The 22694-nt window shown below is 67.9% G+C and carries 9 protein-coding genes; 4 read left to right on the top strand and 5 right to left on the bottom strand.

Annotation, left to right across the window (positions count from 1 at the left end; translation table 11 throughout):
* Positions 1-1676: 1676 nt before the first annotated feature.
* The 4 genes from QT196_RS30050 to QT196_RS30035 all read left to right on the top strand — a co-directional run bounded on the left by QT196_RS30050 (position 1677) and on the right by QT196_RS30035 (position 4382).
* Positions 1677-2219, top strand: a complete 543-nt coding sequence (locus QT196_RS30050; RefSeq protein ID WP_290356037.1) for a hypothetical protein — start codon at positions 1677-1679, stop codon at positions 2217-2219.
* Positions 2219-2683, top strand: a complete 465-nt coding sequence (locus tag QT196_RS30045) for a hypothetical protein (RefSeq protein ID WP_290356036.1) — start codon at positions 2219-2221, stop codon at positions 2681-2683. Before QT196_RS30050 ends, QT196_RS30045 begins: the two co-directional genes overlap by 1 nt.
* 521 nt (positions 2684-3204) lie before the next feature.
* Positions 3205-3513 (top strand): transposase, encoded by a 309-nt coding sequence (locus QT196_RS30040; protein ID WP_168477819.1) that lies wholly within the window; start codon positions 3205-3207, stop codon positions 3511-3513.
* On the top strand, positions 3510-4382 hold the full coding sequence (locus QT196_RS30035; RefSeq protein ID WP_168478147.1) for an IS3 family transposase: 873 nt from the start codon (positions 3510-3512) through the stop codon (positions 4380-4382). The genes QT196_RS30040 and QT196_RS30035 overlap by 4 nt, the downstream gene beginning before the upstream one ends.
* A 354-nt stretch (positions 4383-4736) precedes the next feature.
* Here the strand turns inward: QT196_RS30035 and QT196_RS30030 are convergent, their stop codons facing one another.
* The 5 genes from QT196_RS30030 to QT196_RS30010 all read right to left on the bottom strand — a co-directional run bounded on the left by QT196_RS30030 (position 4737) and on the right by QT196_RS30010 (position 22611).
* A complete protein-coding gene (locus QT196_RS30030) occupies positions 4737-4880 on the bottom strand; it encodes a hypothetical protein (protein WP_290356035.1) in 144 nt (47 codons plus the stop codon).
* A 259-nt stretch (positions 4881-5139) separates the two neighbouring features.
* Positions 5140-7473, bottom strand: coding sequence for a UvrD-helicase domain-containing protein (locus QT196_RS30025; protein ID WP_290356034.1), 2334 nt, complete (start codon positions 7471-7473; stop codon positions 5140-5142).
* The gene (locus QT196_RS30020) at positions 7470-14183 is read right to left on the bottom strand and encodes a DEAD/DEAH box helicase (protein ID WP_290356033.1); all 6714 of its coding nucleotides are present in this window, start codon (positions 14181-14183) and stop codon (positions 7470-7472) included. Before QT196_RS30020 ends, QT196_RS30025 begins: the two co-directional genes overlap by 4 nt.
* Positions 14180-19438: a hypothetical protein gene (locus QT196_RS30015; RefSeq protein WP_290356032.1), complete on the bottom strand. Its 5259-nt coding sequence runs from the start codon at positions 19436-19438 to the stop codon at positions 14180-14182. The genes QT196_RS30020 and QT196_RS30015 overlap by 4 nt, the downstream gene beginning before the upstream one ends.
* Positions 19435-22611: a DEAD/DEAH box helicase gene (locus QT196_RS30010; RefSeq protein ID WP_290356031.1), complete on the bottom strand. Its 3177-nt coding sequence runs from the start codon at positions 22609-22611 to the stop codon at positions 19435-19437. The genes QT196_RS30015 and QT196_RS30010 overlap by 4 nt, the downstream gene beginning before the upstream one ends.
* Positions 22612-22694: the final 83 nt, after the last annotated feature.

Genomic DNA, 22694 nt, shown 5'->3' with positions numbered 1-22694 from the left:
CTGCCCCGGGCCTGTCGGCTCCGTGGCAACTCGAAGAACCTACACGATCCTAGGGGTGCAGCACGACTTGGGGGTACATCCGCGGTGATTCGAGCTCATCCCGGCCCGCTAGGTTGCCCGGACCACCCGGTCGCTGGGGCGCCCACGAGGTAGGCCCATCCCGATGATCTGTCCCGGGTGGGCACACTCGCAACCGCAGGTCACGCGCTCTTGGCCGCCTTCTCCAACACCACAACGCACCCGAGATCGCGTTTCGTGATCCTCACGACTGCCGTCCGAGGACGCAACGAGGTCGAGGCCTTCGAGGGAATCGCCAACACCTTTGCGAGCCAACGCAGTACACCTGCATGTTCCGTGCCCCCGCCACGCTCCAGTCGGCGCACATTGAACTGGCGACAGCGCAATTCGGTGGCGACCTCCAACTTCGTCGGACTTAAGCCGTCGGGCGTGGTCGAGCAACCGGCACCCCAGCGCGGCGCCGGGACCTTGGGTGCCACGGAGATCACCAACCGGCGGAACGGGCGCCGTTTTTCACGGGGGTCTCGTCTGGCGTCTGACGAGCAGATCGAACTGGCCCTCTGGGGCCGCCCCGGTCTTCGCGACCGACAGGCCGACATGGATCGAGCCGGGACCTCGTGCCCAGCGGGTGTAGTGGTAGATCCAGCAGCCTTGTGAGCCCCGCCGGCACCGGACGGGTTCGGCCAGTGGTGCGGCGCACCAGCCACGGGGGTTCCGGCGGCACCAGCGAGATGGGGCTCGACTTCGGCCGGTACCGGACTCGAAGGCGGGATCGGGCTCCCCAGGACAGAGCGGGCCCATGCCGGACGTCGCTCTGCACGCCCAGGTGGGTGACACCAGCCACCCAATCAGTGGTTTGCGTCTGATCCCGAACCCCCCTGTCAACGCAGCCTGGTCAGGCTTGCTCGACTGCCACGGCAAGGCCAGGGCTACCTTCGTCAGCCGTGCCGGAGCACCGTTGTGGGCACCAGAAGGTCCCTCTCCCCGTCGAGGACGCGTACGTCGGTGGCGCCCAGAGGTCTCCGGGTTCTGGACGATCCCGGAGAGGCCCTGGAGCAGGTCGCTGAAGAGATTGCCCGTGTAGTCCCTGGTCAGGTAAGCAGCGTGGTGCATCAGTCCTGGCAGAGCCGCGATACAGCGCACCCGAGTGCGCTACGACCTCCGCCGTCGTCGCGTCGCCCCACGGTTCCGGCACGTCGTCCGCCTCGGGTGCCCCTCCTGGGCGAGGAACAGGGCGGTGGATCGGTGGGCGCGCTCCTCGTCATCGGTATCGAAGTCGAACGTGGGCCGGCGGAAGCCGCCCTGGAATCGGATTCGGCGGCCGGTGGCGTGACGGGCTCCTCGATCAGTCCAAGACGGCACTCGCGTTATTCGTACGGTACGTGGACGGCTACCTGCCACTGCGATGCGTGTCATCACCCGACTGACAGTGCGCCATCCGTCGCTATTGCGACAACGTCTCGCATGCTCGATGAACTAGGCATTTGCGGGCGATGAAGCTGCCCGATGTGATCCATCGCCGCCGCGTCACTGCCCGCGATTCAGGTCACCGTGCCAAGTGACGCCAATTCGGAGAACGGTCACCCGATCGCTCGTAGAAGTCGGCACGGTGAACCACTCCGGCTCGCCCCGCATTCAGCACCTAACCGGAGTTGATCGTGATCGAAGACGCCGCGCCCGCTACCGTAGCGCTGCCTGATCTCGTACGCGAGGTCGTCACCGTTGCTGCGGCAGCCGACATCCTTGAGAAGACCCGCTTGCACGGCTGCAACCCACGCAAGCTGGATTCCTCTCACGCCCGGCGGCTCGCTCGTGACATGTGCAACGGTAGCTGGGACGACTACAACCCCGACGTCCTGTCTCTGTGCAGTCATGGAGCCGCAATTCAGGGACAGCACCGACTCCAAGCGGTCATCATCAGCAAAACGCCCCGCAGCTTCCTTGTCGCCCGGGACGTGCCACATGGTGCGGCAACAACGATGGACTGCGGCAAGGCTCGGTCGGCTGCGACCGCGCTGTCCCTGGTGGGCGTCGACGGGCATCGCAAGGACGTCTCTTCGACCATCCGGCTGCTGCAAAACTACGACGTCGAACGCAAGAAGGTTGCCTGGCCCGCATGGCGGTCTGTTGTCTACACCAATGCCGAGATCGTTCGGTTCTTCCAGTCGGAGTATTCCGACCTGAGCAGTTCCTGCCACTGATGACCGCCCTGAAGAGCGGCGTGTATTCCGCCCCCGCAGCGTCACTGGCATGCGCGTACCTGGTCCACCGGGACGGCGGAAGCACCTCGCACGCGGACGACTTCTTCCAAGGCCTGATCTCCGGAGCCCACCTGGACACGGCCGACCCCAGATGGGTTGTCCGCCGATACTTTCAGAATCCGGCCCGGCCACGACGCGGCAACACCGTCAGCTCACTTCAGCTGGGACTGCTGCTCAAAACCTGGAATCTATGGATCTCTGACGGGGCCTGGGAGATGGCGTACTTCCGCCCCAACGAGCGAATGCCCGAAGTCGTCCGCGCTGGCTCGGCGCGCAGATTCACCGAGGTGCAGCACGAATCAGCTGACCCGGACAGTAACAAGATGCCCTTGTCACCACATCGCACCGCACGCAAGGCCCGTGTGCCCGACCAGAACGCCAACACGGCTCAGGTACGCTCCTGAGCCATCCGTGCCGGGCTTCCTTGGGACCGAGTTGGGGCAACATCAGGGCCACAAGGCGGCAGTCGCCGCCAGCAATCGGGCGACTTCCTTGCCGCGGCCATCGGCCGTTCGGACACCCCGGAGACCCCGCCAGGCCGCTACTGGCGACGGCCTCTAAACGCAGGGCAGCCGGCATCCTGCCGTCGCCAGCCTTCAGAAACAGCTGGAGGTCAGCCGTTTTCGACTCACACGGAGTCGGCGTGCCCGGAGGACCCTGGTCGCCGTGGTCGCCCGCCTACACGCCCTCCAGGCACGCCCGAAGTCCACCACCGCTGGGAGCTGACGACCGGCTGGCTCTTGATCGGACCGGCTTCGGCGTCGTGGCGGCAGCCTGAACGGCCTTCGTCAAGGTGCGAGCCGCCGCGCGGCCGGTCCGTGAGGTCTGTGGTGAAGACGCGCAGTCGCCGCCTGATGGAGTGTGGGCTTGATGCGCTTTGACGGACATCTGAGATCAGGGGTTCTGCCCCGGGAGGATGTCCATCATGGAGAGCATGGGGAAGAAGAAGCCTCGGCCTCGCCGTTCGTTCACGTCGGAGTTCAAGGCCGAGATCGTCGAGCTGTGCCGGCGTGGTGACCGCTCGGTCGGTCAGGTCGCCAAGGACTTCGACCTGACCGAGACCGCGGTGCGGCTGTGGGTCAGCCAGGCCGAGGTCGACGCGGGCGAGCGCGATGGGCTGACCAGCAGCGAACGTGAGGAGTTGGCCGCGCTGCGGCGGGAGAACCGCCGGTTGCGGGAGGACGTGGAGGTCCTCAAGCGGGCGACGGCTTTCTTCGCGAAGGAGACCCGGTGACGGTGCACCCGTTCATCGAGGCGGAGAAGCGAGACGGTCACAACGTCAAGCGCGCGTGTGAACTGCTGCAGGTCTCCCGAGCCGCCTTCTACGCCCGCCGCAGTGGCAGGACCGGTCCGCGGGCGGTCCGCGATGCCGAGCTGACCGAGAAGATCGCCGAAGTTCACGAGCGGTCCCGCGGGACCTACGGAGCCCCGCGAGTCCACGCCGCCCTGCAACGACAGGGCGAGGACTGCGGCCGACGCCGCATCGCCAGACTGATGCGCAACGCCGGGCTGCAGGGCCGGCACCGCAGACGACGGCAGCTGACGACGATCCCCGACCCGCGGGCCACGTCCCGGCCCGACCTCGTCGTCCGGGACTTCGCCCCCGACCCGGACGGCGTCGACACACGCTGGTGCGGTGACATCACCTACGTTGCCACCGAGGAGGGCTGGCTCTATCTGGCCACCGTCATCGACATCGCCTCCCGCCGCGTCGTCGGCTGGTCCACCGCCGACCACCTGCGGACCGAACTGGTCGCGGACGCTCTCACATCCGCCTGCCGCCAGCGTCGTCCCACCCGGCCAGTGATCTTCCACTCGGATCGTGGATGTCAGTACACGAGTCAGCAATTCGCCACCCTGGCAACGGAGTTCGGCGTCCGCCTGTCCGTCGGCCGCACCGGGCAGTGCTGGGACAACGCGCTCGCCGAGTCGTTCTTCGCCACCATCAAGCGGGAGTTGCTCGACACGGGTTCCTGGCCCAGCCGGGCCACCGCCCGCACTGCGATCTTCGACTTCATCGAGGGCTGGTACAACTTGCACCGACTACACAGCAGCCTCGGCTACCGCAGTCCCGCCGAATACGAGACCGCACTCGCAGCCTGACCACCACACCGATGGTGTCCGTCAAAGCGGAACAAGCTCAGGCGAAGCATTCGTGTGTGGGGGGATGCCCCGGCTTCATTGGGGCTCGTCGGCCGGCTGGACCCGCGTAAAGTGTCCAGCGGCCGTCGGCGTCGAACGGTCTCGGGTAGGCATAGGCATCGGCCTTCGACATCTCACGTAACACCTTCCGCCTGGCCGGGGGATCCGGCAGAGGACTCAGTCGGCTATGCAGCGGGTCGAGTTGTGCCCCATACGCCTCGGCCCAATCGAGCCACTCAGCCTCCTCGGCAACAGGCTGCCTTCGGTTCGGCCGCGCGCGGCTTGGCAGAAGGCGCGGATCTCGGCGGCATGTCGCTAGGCCCCGATCTGCTCAATGAGGAACTTCCCGCGGTGCTGCTCGATCTGTTGCTGGCGAGCCTGCGAGATCGCCTCGTACCATCGGCGCCGCCGTTCGGCCTGGAGGAGTTCTTGCTTCCGGTCCCGGTCTTCGGTCTCCACGGCGAGGCGCTCGGGGGGCGTGACCCTCGGCAGGTGGTCACACTGCGTGACACTCGTTGCCGTGAGCCTCTTGTGGCAGGCGGCAGGCGTTGAAAGTCGTAGGCGCGGCGGGCGTGCGCGGCGGCCGTACGGGCGGTGTCGGAGGTGGGAGCGAGCGGCCTGGCCTCGCCCTGCTCCCACCGCTCCACCACGTCACGTGCCCGGTGGCATGAGATCAGGTGCGCCTCGGCGCCCCCCTTCTCTGGCGAATCGATCCGGCCTACAGGGGCAGGAATGGGCTGGGCCTGCCGTGCCAGGAAATTCGCAGCGCGTCGCGGGCTCGCGTCGCGGCGACAAAGAGCTGATTGCGGCTCTTCTTGAGTTCGCGTTCGTAGCGCTTGGGGTCGATCGTCGCGTACTTTTCGATGAGGGCGGTGCGTGGAAGGACGCCGTCGCTCGCGCCGACGACCGCAAGCTTCTGGTATTCGAGGCCCTTGAAGCGGTGCATCGTGCCGATGTGGACCTCTCCGCCCCCCTGCGGGCCGTCCTTGGTGAGGGTCGCCGTGGTGATGCCATGTTTCATCTCCAGGTCGGTGGCGACACGGCCGGCCATCTCTCCGTCGGTGACGCATACGGCCATGGTGCCGCTCGGGTCGCGAACGGTGCCGTCCTCGACGGGCTGGGCGATGTCCTCGCGCCACTGCTTGAGGGCCTCGGCGAGCTGAGTGATCTCGTCGGTCCAGTCGGCACAGGCGACGTACTCCGGCGCCGGGCCGTGCAGCAGGGAGTGGTAGCCGTCGAGGGTGTCGGTGCCGTCGTCGAGGTCGTCATAGGTGGCCCCGCGGACGACCCTGGCGGCCTGGTCGAGGATCTCCTGTGTGGTGCGGTAGCTGAGCGTCAGCTTTGAGGACCTCCCGCGGATGTTGACGCCGACGGTGGAGAGGGTGACCTGCCGGTCGTAGATCCGCTGGTGGGTGTCACTGGCGATGAACAGGTCGTCCGGGCCGGACGCGACCATGGCGCGCAGCATCTTCCAGTGGGCGGGGCTGAGATCCTGGGCCTCGTCGACGACGATATTGCGGTAGCGGTGGCGCAGGTAGCGCATCGCGGAGCTGTTGTCGTCGAGGTGAGCCAGGTCGCCGCCGCCGATCTCAGCCTTGTGTTCGGCCCGATTATGGATTTTGCGCGCGCGCTCCATCTCGTAGCGCGCCGCGCTTTCGGCGGCCTGCGCCCAGGTCTCGCGGCCCATGCCGCCCAGGCGCAGGGTGAACTGGTCGAGCAGCTTCCAGATGGCGGCGCGTTCGGGGCGGTTGAGGGCACGGCCCATACCGGCACGGCGGGCCTTGAAGTAGTCCTGGCGGGTGGCGAGGGACTGTCCGAGGACGATCTGCTCCCATTCGTCGAAGAGGAACTCGGCTTCCCAGCGCTGCTCGTCGTGCTCGAAGAGGACCTCGCGCAGCACGTCCAGTGCCCGGTCGTCGGTGATCAGGCCGCGCTGCGCGCCGGGCGCGGTGTTCTCGTTCAGGACGTTCTGGGCGAGCTGGTCGATGTGCTTGATGTCGATGCGGCCGAGCAGCGCCGGATCCATGAGCGAGGTGAGCCGGGAGCGCAGGTCGGCGGTGAGGTTCTTGGTGTACGTGGTCAGCAGGATCGGCTTGCCGTGACCGGGCGGTAGGGCGCCGGCGAGGCGGGCGACGCGGTGCAGGGCGACGATGGTCTTGCCGGTGCCGGGGCCACCGCTGACCCGGGCGGGGCCGCTGTAGTTCCGTTCGACGGTCTTGCGCTGGGTGGGGTGGAGGTAGACCTTCCAGGCGCGGAAGTCGCCCTCGGCCAGGACGTTGCGGATGTCGTCGTCGACCGTGGTGACCGCGGTACGGGTGAGAGCCGCCGCCATGTCGTTCTCGAAGCCCGGTTCGAGTTCGGCGGAGGCGGGCTGGGTGATCTCGCGCTCGACCTCGTCGACGGACATGCCGGAGCCGAGGCCGGTGAGGACCTCGGCGGTCAGCCGCGGGGCGCCGACGATGAGCTGGTCGAGTTCCTCTTCGGTCGTGACCGTGAGGACGACGTCGATCAGGGCATCGGCGACACCGAGACGGCGCAGGTCCTCAGGGGCGCAGCCGGTGAGGAATGGTTCGGCGAGGGCGGCCGGTTGCTCCGTCACGACGGGCGCGGGCGTGGGCTCGGCCGGTACGGCCTGCTCGTCCGGGATCGGTGCGTCGTGATCGTCCGTGGCAGGAGTGAGCTGGAGTCCCGCGCGCTGAAGGACACTCTGTCCGACGACGCCGAGGTCGACGAACTCGATCTCGCCGGTCACCCGGTTGACGGCGACGCTGAGCTGGTCGTAGACGTCCTTGCGGTGGCGGACGGCGACGATCAGCCACTGCTGGATGCCATCGGCACCGACACCCGCCCGGGCGAGGAGCGCCCGGTACGAACGGTCGATCTTGGCGCGGAAGATCCGGCCGTCGCCCTTGAGAGGCTTGAGGTCGAGGCTGGGGTGATCCGGGTCGAGACGGAACTGGTGGCAGAAGTCGTAGAACTTCGTCTTGACCGACGAGTCCATCTTGTAGAGCTCGTTCTCGGCCTTCTGGTAGAGGCTCAGGCGTGCGGTCATCGTGCGGCACTCTGTTCTTCGGAGTCGGGACGGGCGGTGGCGTCGGGGAGCATGGTCAGCAGAGCGTCGAGGCCGGTGAGCCAGTCGCCGGCCGAGCGGATGGTGAACCCGGCGTCGCGGTAGGCACTCCAGGTCTTGTCGCTCTCCTCGTTCGCCTGGTCGTACGGTTCGGCCATGACGGCGAGCCGCTGTTCGCCGTGGTCCCAGGCGAAGTCGGCGAGCCAGCCGCGTTCGCCGAGCTCGTATCCGTAGGCGGGGGCCTTCTTGCCGCCGTCGGCCAGGATGTGGGCGAGGCGGGTGAGGGGGGCGTCGGGTTCGTCCTCGTCGAGGTATTCGAGGATCTCCCTGTCCCACAGCAGATCCCGGACCGCCGCTTCGAGAGGAGTCTCGGGAGATGCCTCCGCGGGCTCGGGTTGCGTCGCGGGTACGCCGGTGCCGTACCGCACGACGAGGGATTCGAGTTCGCCGAGGCCGCCGAAGGCCTTGAGGATCGCGGTGTCGAAGCGGCCCGCGGTGGTGGTCGTCAGTTGGACACCGTCGCCGTCGTCGCGGGCGAGGAACTGAAGAATGTTGGCCCACTGGAGCCAGGAGCGCCAGCGCGCCTTGTGTTCGGGCGTGCCGAGCTGGTCGGGTGCGGTGTCGTCGAGGCAGGCCAGGGCGGACCAGCGGCCGGTGGCCCCGTCGACGAGGAAGGCGACGGGCAGATGGGACTCGTCGCACGTTTGGAACAGGTTGAGCGTGCCAGTGCCCTGAACGGGCGCCGTGTCCATGCCGTCGGTGCGGCCCCAGGCGTCGAGGAGACGGTCGAGCGTCTGGCGGGTCTGCTCGGGGGCGCCGTTGCCGACGAGGATCTCCTTGCCGGTCCCGAGGAGCCCGCCGACCACCGCCGATGCCCGTCGTCCCCAGGCCGCGTCGTCCGGACTGCGCAGGTAGGCGAGGAGCATGGTCATGGGGTCGGTGAAGGCGGTGTCGGTGAGGTCGTCGCTACCGCGTTCGGCGTAGAGCCGCTTGGCGACGTCCTGGGCGCTGCGCGGATACGGCGGCCACACCGCTTCGACTGCCTCTCGCCCCGCAGAGGACTCCGCCGTGTTCGTCTGCCGCTCGAAGGCGTCGAGGTCGTCCCAGGTGAGCTGGAAGACGACGCGGCCCTCGGCCCGGAGCCGGTTGCGCTTGTCGGCGTCACCGGCGAGCCGGTTGTGACGCCGGGTGGCGTGGAAGCGGTGTCCGTCGAGGTAGACGGTGATCTTCCGCTTGGGGCCGTCGATGCGCTCGAAGGTGAAGTCGGTACGGGTGAAACCCTCGTTGCGCTGAGCGGTCAGACGCCAGCCGTGCACGGTGCCGACCTCGTCGAGCCGCAGATAGGCGCTGTTGTCACCGCTCTCTTCCAGCACGGCGTCGGCGCGCCGTCCGGCCCACCCGCGCAGGGCCTTGAGGAAGCGTGCCTCCAGGTCGGACTCGACCTGTCCGTCAAGACCGATCTGGTCAGTGTTACCGACCGCCTTGGTGTCCCAGGCGTCGGTGTCGGTACCCAGGAGTTCGTCGAGGATCTCCAGGGCGGCCTGGCGGGAGACGCGCTCGATGTGCTGTTCGTCGGCGTACAGGTACAGACAGCGGTGGCAGGCCTGTCGGCCCTCCCCGTTGCAAGGGCACCCCACGAGCAGCTGGCGCGCACCCTCCAGCACCTGCCGGAAGTTCAGGGGGTCGGTCAGGCGGTCGAGGTAGCCGGTGCCGTGCGGGAGGCGGTCGTACAGGACCAGGAAATGCCGTCTCTCCGCGGTGTCGCGGTCCGGCATGGTGGCGAGGGTGCTGGCGAGGTGCTGTGGGTCGCCGCCGAAGGCGCCGTCCACGCCCAGGCGCAGGGCTGCCTGGAAGGAGTGGACCTTCTCCTCGACGAGGACGGTCGCGGCGGGCAGCAGGACCCGCAGTGCTTCGGTCTCCAATTCGTGGGCGAGCAGGACCGGTTCCTGATCCACACCCTTCTTGCCACGCCGTAGTGGACACCAGGGGGTGTGGTGCTTGAGTTCGCGCTGGCGGTTGGCGGAGTTGTCGACGGCGTCCTGGTCGTCGTCGAAGACGGGCCGGCCGTCGGCGCTCGCGGCTCCGCACGCAGTGCACACGTGGAAAGGGGCGATGCGCACAGGCTTCCCTGCGAGCTGGTCGTTGTCCTGGGCGCCGATGCTCAGCGGCCCGGCGTTGACGCGGCGGATGACGGCGCGGCGGGTGTAGTCGACGCCGAAGATCTCCTTGGTGTGCCGCCAGGACTTGCCCACCGCGAAGTCCTTGGGGTCGATGTCGACCATGTCGATGACCGTGTAGAAGCGCCGGTCGCGGTCGTCGCTCTCGTCGCCGATCCTGGCATCCTCCCGCTTGTCGCGGGCCGTGACGACACTGGGCTGGACGATCTGCCACAGACTGCCGGAGTCGGCGATCCCCGCATCCCCGCACCGCGGGCAGGGCGTGACGTCCGTCTCGGCGTTCTCGGTGCGGACGTAACCGCACGAGGGGCAGAAGCGCCATTGGCGCCAGTCCTGGTCCCGGCCGGTGACGATGTCGATGCCGGTGATCCGGTGCTTGTAGCCCTCGGCGTAGAAGGTGTTGCCGGGGGCGAGCTCGGACAGGGCGAAGCCGCGTGGCCGCCCGTAGAAGAACGACTTCGACGTGTAACGGACCCGCCCCTCGGGTGTGGTGCCCTCGGGCCAGAAGACGGTGGCGTCGAGGGTGGTCGCGGCGTCGATGAGGGCGTAGTTGGGCAGCAGGCCGAGGTCGCACAGCAAGGTCTGGGCGGGCTGGCGCTGGCGCGTGGCGCCCTGCTTGGCGACGGCACGCAGTTCGGCCTCCAACTCTGCCTTCGTGCACGCCTGTTCGTCGTCACCTTCCTTGAGCTCGTCGATCGCGGAGCGGATCGTACGGATACGGGTGCGCAGCTTCTGATTCTCCCGTTCCCACTCCCGCTCGGCCTTCTCGATGGCGCTGCGGATGCCGCGGACCGCGTACTTCGTCAGCTCATCCCGGGCGGCGTCGCTCACGCCGGTGGGGAAGAGTGCGAGGAAGCCCGCGACGAGTTCCTCGCCGCGGGCGAGGGCGGCGTCGGTGAGGTCGGCGAGGTAGCCGGAAGGGCCGAAGAGCTCGTCGACCCTGCGCGACACGGCAGCCAGTGGCTTGCCGTCCTCGCGCAGCAGCCGGCCGCGCGCCGCGAGGTCGAGGAGGTGCGCGGTGTACTGGCGCCGCAGAATCTCGATGGCCGACAGATACGAGCCCGGCGGCACGATCCGCCCGTCGATCATGTCCCGTGGCCGGTCGAGGAAGTACAGGTCACGGCGGGAGCGGTCGGGGATGGTCAGCAGGAAGGCGTTTCCGGTACGGCGCCCGGCTCGCCCGGCCTGCTGCGCATAGTTGGCGGGCCGGCGTGGCAGAGCGCCGAGGACGACGGCGGACAGCTCGCCGATGTCGATGCCCATCTCCAGCGTGGGCGTGCAGGACAGCACATTGGGGTCGTTGAACCCTTGGCCGCTGCGGAAGGCGTCCTCGACGCGTTCGCGCTTGCCGCGCGAGAGCAGACCGGTGTGCTCGGCGGTGATGACCTGGTAGGTGCCGGCTCGCCGGTACAGGCTTCGGTAGTAGTCGTCGCGGTAGTCGCGGTCCCGGTCGTGCCGGTCCACGGTCTCCAGCCATCGGTCACCCGCGATCAGTCGTCCGGTCGTGCAGCGGTACGCCTGGCAGGGCTGCCCGTGATACTGAGCCAGTAGTGAGGGGTGGACCGTCTGCTCCCAGAAGCACTTCGGGCAGCGCACATACGACTCATTGACCTGGCCGTCAGTCAGCAACTGAAGCTGAACGGCGCCTGGTTGGAGACCGTAGAACCGGGCGGCCGTGTCGCCCGGGGTGCGGGCCGAGAGCAGACCGGCGTCCGTGAGCCGGGGCAGCAGCCGCACCCAGAACTCGTCGGCCTGCTCGCGGGTCATGTCGAGGCAGCGCTGCGCCCAGGTCTGGTACCAGGACAGACGCCCGGCGGCGAAGTCGAACTCGCTGCCCTGCTTGGGCCGCGCGAGCAGGAACGTCGGTGCGGAGACGCCCTTCGGGAAGGCCTTCATGCCGCGCGGGCGGCCACCCCAGATGAAGTAACGGCTGGTGCCCGCCTCGTCGAGGAACTTCTCCAGCCACCGGTGCCCGACCGCGCCCCGCGTACGCAGCCGCTCCAGCAGCCCGCGCAAGAACGCCAGATAGCGTCCGTCGTCGTGTGCGGTGAGCGCCAGCCCGTGATCGGTGGATTCCTCGTGAGCGGCACGTGCGATTGCCACGGCCACCCGTATGTCGGGGATGTCCACCCAGGCGGCAGCGGTACGGGTCAGTTCGAGGGTACGGCCGTTGCGCGAGCGGTGGCCGAACTCCATGACCGCCTCGAACGCGAACCGTTCACCGATCAGGTCCCACGTCTTCCTGTCCCCGCCCCGCCCCGTGCCCGACAGCAGACGCGCCACGCCCGTGTCGTCGTGCAGGTCCGGCGGGACGACGGCGGCCAGCGTCTCACGGTCGGTGGTGGCCGCGACGACGTCGGCGACGAGGTCGTTGAGCGCACTGGGCCGCTGCTCGCTCAGGTGCTTGGTGAACAGCGCCCGCAGGGAGAAGGTGTATGAGCGGGAGGCGACGAACCCGGCCCGGTGGGCGGCATCCTGCACCGAGTCGTTGAACATCAGCGTCTTCGTCTCACGCTGCTCCTTGTCCATCTCCCCGCCGGTGAAGAGCTGGGTGACGGACGCGGCGGCGAGCGCGGCGGCGCCCGTACCGACGAAGCGGATCGCGTTGTGCGTACCGCAGGCCGGGCACCAGTCGTCCTTGGCGGCTCGCTCCGCGGTGTCGCCGAGCTGGACGAGGACGAAGACCGAATCCGGCTCCGCCGGCTGAGGGTCGCCCTCGTTGTCGTAGTCGCTCTGCGGGTCGGGCAGGCGCAGGCGACGGGAGAGACCGTCGAGCATCATGAGCACGCCCGCGCCGCCGGTGGTGAGCGACTTCTGCGCGGCGCGGTCCATGGTGGTGCGGCCATTGCCCTCGCGGGCCTCGTTGTCGGTGGCCGCCACCAGGGTGCGCACCTTGGCCTTGTCGGCGGTGACGGTGGCCCGACGGATCTTGTGGGGCTCGAAGCTCAACTCCTCCAGGTCCGACTCGGGGGCGAGGACCGACCAGCCGGAGCGCCCGCACTCACGGCAGTACACCGCGGGCAGGAAGATCTTGGTGTCGCGTGAGGTGGTGGTGTTCGGTGTTGCGCGCGACTGGCTCTGCGCCCCGGTCGTGTCCCATGCGAACTCGGCCTTCGGCCACGGCAGTACGCCACGCAGCATGCGTGTCACGGACCGCGCCCACTGGTGCACCTCGATCTGGACGAGCGGACGGCTCATCCCGGCCGGCGCCTCCGGTGCCCGCGCCACGGCCAGCAGGGCGACGAAGCGGGTGAGTGCCACCGCGGCGACCTGCGGCCGTGTCGTTATCGCCTCGTCCCAGCTCCTCGCCCCACTGCGACGCATCACGTCGAGCACTTCGTCGTATGTGCGCACCGTGCCGTCGAAGGCGTTCAGAACGGCGTACGTGAGCCGGTTGCGCTGCAGCGCGGCACCGAGGACGACCGGATCGGTGGTGCGGCTTCCGGTGACGGCCTCGGCGAGGTCCGCGAGCGCCGAGGGGCCGGCGGCCGGGTCGGGTAAGGCGGTCAGTGTCTCGGGGGAAGTGGCCTGGCCGGGGAGGAATCTCGCGTCCGGAATCGACTCGTCATTGCCGAGGATGAACTCGTCGACCGTCAGCCGGTCTTCGCCGACGATCGCGTCCGCGGTGAACTCGGCGCCGAAGACGTTGGTGGCCACGGAGAGGAGTTGGCGAACCCCGTCCTCATCGGTACCGGAGGCGAGGGTCGCGGAGGTGGCGACGGGGGTGATCGAGCCGAGCGGCTTGCCGGGCCGGTTGGCGTCGACGGCGATGGCGAGGCGGCGCAGCAGCATGGCCACGTCGGTGCCCTGCGCGCCGTCGTAGGTGTGGAACTCGTCGACGACGACGTATCGGATGTCGCTGCCGTCCCACAGCGGCGCGTCGGCAGCCCGCTGCAGAAGCAGGTCGAGCATCTTGTAGTTGGTGATCAGGATGTCCGGCGGGGACAGCTGCATGTCCTGGCGGCGGGTGTAGACCCGGTCGTAGTGCGTCGCCGCCTTCTCCCCGATGTACAGGCCGGCGCGTACGCCGCTTAACTCGTCGTAATCGGTTAGTAGTTGGTTGATTCGTGCCGCCTGGTCGGTGGCCAGGGCGTTCATCGGGTAGAGGAAGACCGCCTTGACCCCATTGTTCCCGGCCGCGCGTTCGCGGGCGCAGTGATCGAGTACGGGGTAGAGGAACGACTCGGTCTTGCCGGAGCCGGTGCCTGTGGTGACGAGGGTGGGCTGGGGGGTGTGGCCGTCCTTGGAAGTGAGGCGAGCGAAGGCGCGGGCCTGGTGGGCGTACGGTGTCCAGCCGTCGGTGCGGACCCAGTCCAGGTGCTGCTGCCAGCCGTCGTTGGCCGGGGTGAAGGGGGTACGCAGGCGGAGGTACGGGCCGCGGAACATGCCCGTTGTCTCGTTTCCGAGGAAGGCGTGCAGGGCCTTTCGGGCACCCTCGTCCGCGAGGCCATACGTCGTGGACAGGTACTGGAGCAGGCTCTCTTTGAGTCCCTGTGCTTCGAGGGTGGGCCTCACGGGGTCGGGACCTCCATCTTCTCCGGGTCCCAGAGCCCCTTGCTCACAGCTTCATCGAGGCGCTTCTGGAAGTAGATGTGGGCTTGGCGCATTTCGCGTACTCGGTCGGCCTTGTAGAAGGGGGCGGTGTAGCCGTCGGGGACAGGACTGGCCTCGGGTGCGGCTAGATGCTCCACTAGGGCTTTCCAATGCTCGCCGGTCTGCTCGGTGCCGAAAACCCACCTGTCTGAGGCAAGTTGCCGCCCGTGCGCGTCGAAGTACATCTGCTCTTCACGGCCAGACAGCACGTCCAAGCGTGCTTGGTACGCCGCGATCAGTGCGTCTGCGGGAAGCCCCATCCACACAGCGGCCAGCGCGTCGAGCTCAACGAGCGCGGCGCGGCGTTCGAACTCCGTGCGGAGTGGCGTGCTCCAAGACCAGCGGGGCTCCATCGCATTCAGTGGGCGCAGCCCCGTCCACGAAATTGCCCACTTCTCGCAGAGCCATGAGAAACGGAACTCCGACTCCCACAGGTCAGCGTAGGCACTTGAGAGACAGTTCAGGCGGGCCGACCTGATGGCTAGGGCCCTCGCCAGCGGGTGGTCCGGAGACGGAGCGGGAAGACGCTGGGCACCGGCCTCGTAGAGGTCCTTCATTCCGAAGGCACGCAGCATGTAGTCCAGCGGAATCGCCGACCAGAAACCGGAGACCAGCAGCAGATGCTGGCGATTTCGAAAGGCAAGGCTGTGGACACCGTGAACATGGGTGGGACCTGGAGGAATGATCCCGGCTTGCAGAACCCTCTCCGTCTTCCCGTCGTTCCGGCGCCGGAAGGCCAAACGGTAGTGGCGGGCATGTGGCTGCCCCTGCCAGTCCTTCCACACCATAGCCATGGACTCGAACCCGGCCCGATCGCATGACCTGGCCATCTTGGTGGCGGGAATGAAGTCGGCTGGGATTGTGGTCAGGTCGATCCGCGCTCCCTCTGATTTAAGTTCGGGGTCTTCCTTGCAAAAGGGTGTTCCAGGACCGATGTGCGGGCCGTGCAGGATCACTTCATCCCAGGAAGCCGGACGCTGGCTTCGGTAGTTGATATATCCCGCAGTACGGTCGCGCTCTTCGTCGTAGCCACGGCTCATGCTGATCTCGTTGCGGGAGAGCCGGATGGGATACTTCGCCATCAGAGCGACCGCATTCTGCTCACTCTGCGTCAGCGGATACATCATCTCCGCCTCCGCTGCCGGAAACTCGCCGCCTTGCTGCTCACTCCACAGGGCGAGAGTCTCTGCTTTCACGTTGATGATCCGTGCCTGGTGCGGCCGGGTGTCGTACTGCCCGTCGAACCTTAGACCCGGTTCCGGACCAGATCCATCGTGCCGCAGGGAATCTGTGAGCACATCGGCTCTGTAGAGGAAGCTTAGGTGCTTGAAGTTGACCTCTTGACGAGGGCCGTAGATGTTGGCTGCAAAGTCCTTCTTGTCTCCAACAGGTCGCGGGAAGGCCCAATTCGAGGCATTCACAAAGGCTCCGTGCACACGCATCCGGCGATACGCTTCCGCACGGATGCGCCGGTTCTGCTTCCCTTTCAGGTGACCATCGGGGTGTACGAGCCCGATGGCCCCCGTCGCGGCCGCATGGTCCCAGCATTGGCTCATGAAGCGCGGGTGCAGGTGCGCCGGTGTCCCCGCGAGGATCGGGTACACCACCGCGCTGGAGTAGAAGCTCGCCAGTGCCGTGTCCGTGGCCGCGTCTCGGAGTACCCGGATGCGCCACTCGGGCACCTGCAAGACACGATCGCGCAACTCTGCCTCGCGCTCCTTGGTAAGGCTCTCCTGCAGCGTCAGATCGGGTTCGAACTCGGAGAAACTGGCTGTACGGTTGAACTTGATCTCCACCCAAGGCGGGTTGCCGACCTGGAGGTCGAAACCTCCCGCCTCACTCGCGAATACACCCGCAAAGTCCAGCTCCCAGTGCAGGAACCCCTGTTCCTTCGCAATATCCCGCACCACCCGCATCCACGGATACCGCGACTCCACGGCCTTTCGAGCATCGTCCATGCCCATCTCGCCCTGGATGGCCCCTTCGAGGACCTTCAGCTCCTCCAGGGAGTCAACGGACGTGGCGAACGTTTCCTCCGGGACCGACCCCGTACCAACCATGGATTCCAGGAAGGCAAGCCAGTCGTCCAGGTCCTTCAGAGCGATGACAGGGCGGCGCTGCGCCGTCCCGCCGCCCTTCTTTGGCGCCGACGGCTCGCGACGCCTCTTAACCCGCTTCTTCTCGACCAGTTCACTCTCGTCCGCGCATTCTCCGAAGGCCAACTGGTCCCCGTTCAGCGCGAATAGCAACCCACTCTCGACGTACTGAGGTTCAGGCGCAGGTTCCACTTCGCCCACCTGCGGCACCCCCGACGACAACAGCGCATCGACCGTCACCACCGGCGGCGTCTCGTACTCCGCGTCCGTCCCATCCAGCAGCTCCACCCGGTCCAGCGGCCAGAAACACAGAGCACACCACGCATCCATGACCTGCTTGAGACGCCAGTACGGAGAACCTTCTGCCTCGAACAAGTCCTGGAAGACCTGCTCCTTGGTCAGCGGCAAGGAGTCCCCGTCCGCGTTCCTCTTGTCACGGCGTAGGAACGCGTACTCCTCCGCATCCTCCTCCTGCCCAGCCCCCCACACGTCGATAGTGCGGGCAATCTCGCGCTCGCTCAGCTCCATCCGCTTGGCGACGAGCTGCCACAGGAACTCCACCCGCTTGGCCGCCTCCTGTAGCCGCGCGAGCTGGCTACCCTTGCCGCCCGTCGTCTTCGGTTTGGCGCCCATTGCTTTTCGCCACTCGGTAAGTCGGTCGAGTTCCGGCTTGACCAACTCCCCGATGAGCTTGCCCGCAGGATTTGCTGGTTTGACCAAGGCGACCGCGCCCCACCCCGGCGTGGGCAGCAGGAACTGGTGCACCGCCCCCTCGGGCAGCGCCTGCTCCGCGCCGTCGCCCTCCGTGTCGCGGAACGGCAGCTTGACGGGCGTCGTACCGCCGACGGTCCGCTCCTTCTTGATGCGGTCCGCCTCGTACACCCAACGCCGCGCCCCGATCAGCGAGTTGCCGCGCCGCAGGTGCAGTCCGAACCATGGTGCGCGCATTCCGGGGTGCATGGTGTTCAGCCACAGCGACACCTCGGCGAGCTCAACGCCCGTCGCGTTCAGGTCGATGCCGTACGCGTTGTGCAGCGCGATGTACGCCTTGACCTTCTGCTTCGCGTCCAGCGCCTTCGACGTGTCCAGGCTGACGCCGAGCTCCTCCTGTCGCCGCTTGAGGTACTCGTCGGCGACCTGGTTGATCGCCTCGTTGAGGAACGCGCCCGAGCCGAGCGCGGGCTCGCAGATCGTGTACTTCAGGAGGTCGCTCGCCCGCGTCTCGTCCGTGAGCCGGTGCTTGAGAGCCAGTTCGACGGTGACCTTCGTCAACGACTCCGGCGTGTAGTACGAGGCGGACGTCTCGCGGTCGCGTCCGGCCAGCCGGTAGACGTACTCGCCCACCTCATACTTCTTCGGCCCGCGAAGGCCGTGCTGTTCGGCGTCCTGGGCGGAGTAGACGACCCACGTGTTCTCCGGGTAGTCGCTCAGCCGGTCTGCGGGAACCAGCCACGAGCCCTTCTCCGGATCGCCGTACTGCTTGCCGCCCCGCTTCTCGCCCGGCTTGGCGATCTCGGCGAGCTCCTTGTCGGCGATGATGCCGGTGTAGGACATCAGGCCCTCATAGACAGCGCCGAGCTGGTTGATGCCGAGGTTGCGGTAGGAGATGAAGCCGCCCTGTCTGCCCATCTGACCGGCCTCCTTCATGGTCAGCAGGCGCAGCACCTGGTGCAACGCCTCGTTGCGCAGTCGCAGGTCCAGCCAGTGTGGCGGCTCGTTCCCGTCCTCGTCCCATCGGGGGTCGAGGACGCGGCGGCCGATGAGGGTGATCGCCTTCGGGTCGAACAGCTCGCTGCGCAGTGGCTCGAAGCGCAGGCCGCGCAGTTCACTGCGTTCCTCGTCGGGCTTGTCGTCGTCCGCCTCGGTGCCGCGCGGGCGATGGCCGTAGTTGACCTTGTTGAAGAGCACGTCGAGGGAGGCGTACAGGTGGAAGCCGCCTCGGCTGTCCTCGTCTACCAGCTTTCGCTCGCGTGCCACCAGTTCGCGGAGCCGGGTGATCGAGTACCCGGCCTCGTACGTGGAGTCGTCGGCGGGCAGGATGCCCAGCTCGGGGCGGGCCTCGGCGTACAGGAGGAAGAGGATGCGGTAGAGGTAGCGCAGGGATTCGCGGGTGAGCTGCTTGGCGAACGGGCCCTTCTTCAGGTCCTCGATCTCCCGTGGCTCGACCTCCGCTTTGCGTAACTGGGCGAGCACTTCGTTCGCGATGATCTCGACGGATTGCTGGAGCCCCTTGCGCAGCTCGGAGTTGACGCCAACGGCGTTGTCACGGGACGCCTTCAGGAGGTCGTCGATGCGGCGGCCCTTGCCGTCGAGCCGGGGCGCGAGCATGTCGTGGGAGAAGAGGGCGGCGAGGAGAGCGAGTTCGCCGGCCTTCGCTGTGTCGTTGCGGGTGAGGGCCGCGTCCAGACTGGCGGCGAGATAGCGGCCTTCGGCCCAGGCGCCTCGGTCGGCGAGGACGAGCACGCCGCCGCAGAGCAGCAGGACGAAGCGGGGTGCGTCGCCGCCGGGCGCATGCAGTTCGCTCTGGAAGAGCCAGCCCGCCAGCTTCTCGCCGACTTCGAGGAGGCCGTCGGCGGTCTTGAGGGGGTGGAGGAGCCGTCCGGCCTTGTCGGGGTCGAGGGCGTCGTCGAGTTTGGCGGTCCAGCCGCAGTCGACGGCGAGGATGCCGTCACCGTGCCAGGCGGCCTGGAGTGCGTACTCCCTGCCCGCATTGTGCACGGTGAGCGGTTCGGGCCGGTCACCGCCGTAGCCGAGGGCCTTGAGAACGGTGGCGTGCCAGGTGGTGAGGTGCTCGGCCCACTCGCCCGTTGGGTCGTCGTAGGTGCTGCCGGGTTCTTCCTGCTGGGTGCGGGAGGCCAGGAAGGGGCGCACGGTGGACAGGTACTCACCGCGGAGCCGGGGGAGTAGTTCGCGCGGGGTGGCCTGCGGGTCGTGCGGGTCGGTCTCACGGCCGGTCCACAGGGTGAACAGACCCTCGTCGCCTGCCTTGCTCTTTTTGAGGGTGTTCTCCAGCTCCTCGCTGAAGTAGTGGGCGGAGAGGTACTCGCCGCGGTTGGCGAAGGAGTCGTAGGTGTAGCTCATCGTGCGGACTCCTCGGTGTGCGCGGCGGACACGGTGGTGGTGTGCAGGGGTTCGAGGACACAGAGGACCCGCAGCATCGGGTCGCCGTCGGTCCGCAGGCGGCGTACGAGGTCGCGGCGGCGGGCGGCGGTGTCGTACACCTGCTTGCGGCGTTGCTGCTGATTGCCCACGGCGATCAGGGCGCCCTGCTCCCAGACCTGTACCCGGTCCTCGTACGGGGCCAGGTAGGAGTCGACCTGCTTGTCGTAGTCGGCACGGCGCTCGCGCAGGTGGGTCTCGGCCGCGTCGACGGCCGCGGGGACGAGTGCCTGGAGGAGGTCGGGGTCGACAGGCCGGCCGCGGCCGGGCATGCCGGGGCCCACACCGCAGGCGGCGAGGAACGCCGAGTCCATGCGCCATACGCGAGGAGCGGCCTCGGTGAGACCGGTGACGGCCATCCACTCCACGACCGTCGGCCTTCCCGCCGCGTTGGAGTAGACGCCTTGGAGGAGGTAGACCGGGCCGGTCAGAGCCTCGGGCAGGGCGGCGTCGATCCGTTTGGCTTTGAGAGCGTCGGGCCGGTGGGCGAGGACGAACGCCTCGTCGTACCGGAGCTTGGCGAGGACCTTGTCCGTCACCCAGTCGAGCACGGGGTGGATGTCGGAGACGTAGGAGACGTTGGGCCACTGGGAGGTGGGCTGGTCGCCCTTGCCCTGCTTGGCGTTGCGGGCGGCGTCCAGGCGGTCGGCGGCGTACCGCTTGTCGAAGGTGATGCGCAGTGTGCCGTCGTACTTGGGGGTGGTGAGGATCTTCTCCTGCTCCAGGTACGACTTCGGAAGCTCCCGGAAGCGGTACTGCAGGTCGCCGGGCGGAGTGAACTCGATGCGCCCGTGGGCCGTTTCGGGCTTCCAGTCGAGAGCCTCGCGCTCGGCCTGCGGGTAGATGAGGTCCATCGCGGCGTGGAAGTACGCCTTGGTGTCGGCGAACACGTGGGGCACGTCCGCCTCGGGCACCGAGGCTGTGCCGAGGGTGGCCGGAGTGGCTGTCGGGTCGGCGAGCCGGGCATTCGCGCCGGCGAGGAGGTCGGCGAGGACCCCGCCGGACTCCTGCTGGGACTGCTTGATGGAGCGTTCGACGGTGCCGCCCTTGATGAGGTCGCGGGTGAGGCGGTCCTCTTCCTTCTTGTCGTCGTAGAGGCCGGTGACGGCCTCGGCGCTGCCCTCGCCGGTCTCGATCTCGTGCGCCTGGGCCTCCCGGCGCAGCAGGCGGGCGCCGACCAGCCGGTCGTCGAGCGTGAGCATCCTGCCGCTCTCCTCGTCGCGCCGCCAGGGCACGTCGGCGGTGAGGGTGATCGCACGGAACTCGGGGCTCACCGCCTGCCCGTACCGGTCGATGCGCCCGTTGCGCTGCTCGATGCGGATGAGGGACCAGGGGAGGTCAAAGTGAACGAGGTCGTGGCACTGGTGGTGCAGGTTGACGCCCTCGGAGGCGATGTCGCCGGTGAAGAGCAGCCGCACCGGCTCGTCGGCCCGCCCGAAACGGTCGATGATCTCCCGCTGCTGCTGGTCGTTGGTGGTGTCGCCGTGCATGACCTCGACGACACCGCCGTACACCTGCCAGGGGCGCGCCTTGTCGGCCTTGGCCGCCGGTTTCTTCTTGAAGCCGAGCAGGGCCGGGACCTCCTGGGCCAGCCAGTCCAAGGTGTGGACCCGCTCGGAGAAGATCACGACGCGGCGCTCGCAGCCCGGGCCGACCTTGAGGTCGTCTTTCAATGTGCGGACGAGCGCGTCGAGCTTGGCGGAGTCCTGATCGGTGAAATCCGCGACCAGTGCCTCCAGTTCCGCGAGGGCTGTGCCCTCTGCCGCCAGGGCGGCGCGGCGCTCGGGAGAGTCCGCCTTCTTGCCGTCCTTGCCTTTCACCATGGCGCTCCTGGGGTTGTCCAGGTAGGCGCGGCGGGCGGTGAGGGATTTGCGCAGGGCGACGTGGGAGGAGAGGAACGCCTTGAGGAAGTTGTAGCCGACCAGCGGATCGGCGCACACCGACGAACGGTTCGGCTCACCGGGGGTCCACTCGCTCGCGAGCTTCTCCAGGACGGCGACCTCCTTCCGTGTCGCCGGAGCCGGCACCGGCAGGGACTCGCCGCGTTCGGCCCAGGGCTTGTCCTTGAGGCCGTTGCGCACCTCGCGGTCGGACTTGGTGCGCCGGATGTAGAGGTGGTCGAGGGCGGCCACCTTGTAGTTCTTGGGATCGGCGATCGCCGCCGGATCGAGCATCCCGATCAGCTCGGCGAAGGACTCCGCGTCGCCGTTGTGCGGAGTGGCGGAGGCCAGGATCAGTGCGTCGGTCTGCTCGGCGAGGCGGCGGGCGAGGCGGTTGTTGCGGGTGCCCTTGTTCACGAGGTTGTGCGACTCGTCGATGACCACCGCGTCCCAGGTGATCTTCTCCAGGTGGTGGGCGTACGTCGCCGACTTGAGGGTGTCGACGGAGACGATGACCCGCTTGAAGTGGGCGAACGGGTTCCGGCTTGCCGGGATCTCCTGCTGGATGCGCTGGATACCGGTGGAGTCCAGGCGCACCAGCGGCAGGGCGAAGCGGGTCCACAACTCGCGCTGGAACTGCTCCAACACATGGGCGGGCGTGACCACGAGAATGCGCTCGCCGCGCCCGCGCCGGATCAGCTCCGAGAGCGTGACGCCGATCTCCAGCGTCTTACCCAGACCGACGACGTCGGCTATCAGCAGCCGGGGCTGCGGGTTGCGCATGGACAGCGCCAGTTCGGCGGGGCGCAGCTGATGCTCCTGCCGGTCCATGAGGAAGGAGTCGGCGAGCGCGATGCCGTGATCGGTCTGCGGCAGCGCGGTCTTGCGGATGACCGCCTCCAGGTAGAGGCGGGCCTTGGCGTGCTTGGAGGTGTCGTCGGGCACGAGCCGGGTCTTGCGCGGATCGAGTACGTCGATCTGGTCGAGGCCGGAGTAGAACACCGCGTCCGTGCCACGGACGAACGGGGAAACCCCGCTGACCTCGACCATCAGTCCGTCGCGGGACTCCCCGATGGACTTCACGAGCCACTGCTCGTCGCGGATGCGCACCTGGGCGCCGGGGGCTAAGACCGGCTTCGCGCCGGTCGGGTACGGCGGATGTGCCGGATCGGAGTCGCGCGGCTCAGGGACCTCTGGCTGCATCGCCGTGGTCACGTGGTGCTCCTCTGTGAACGGTCTACTCGTGCTGTCCGGTGTGCTTGTGGGGGAGCCTGCGCGGTCGCCCGGTGAGCCGGGTG

The sequence above is a fragment of the Streptomyces sp. P9-2B-2 genome (genome assembly GCF_030406865.1).
Taxonomy (GTDB): Bacteria; Actinomycetota; Actinomycetes; order Streptomycetales; family Streptomycetaceae; genus Streptomyces; species Streptomyces platensis.
The sequence above is the reverse complement of the archived record's forward strand: the minus strand, read 5'-3'. Positions and strand labels throughout refer to the sequence as shown.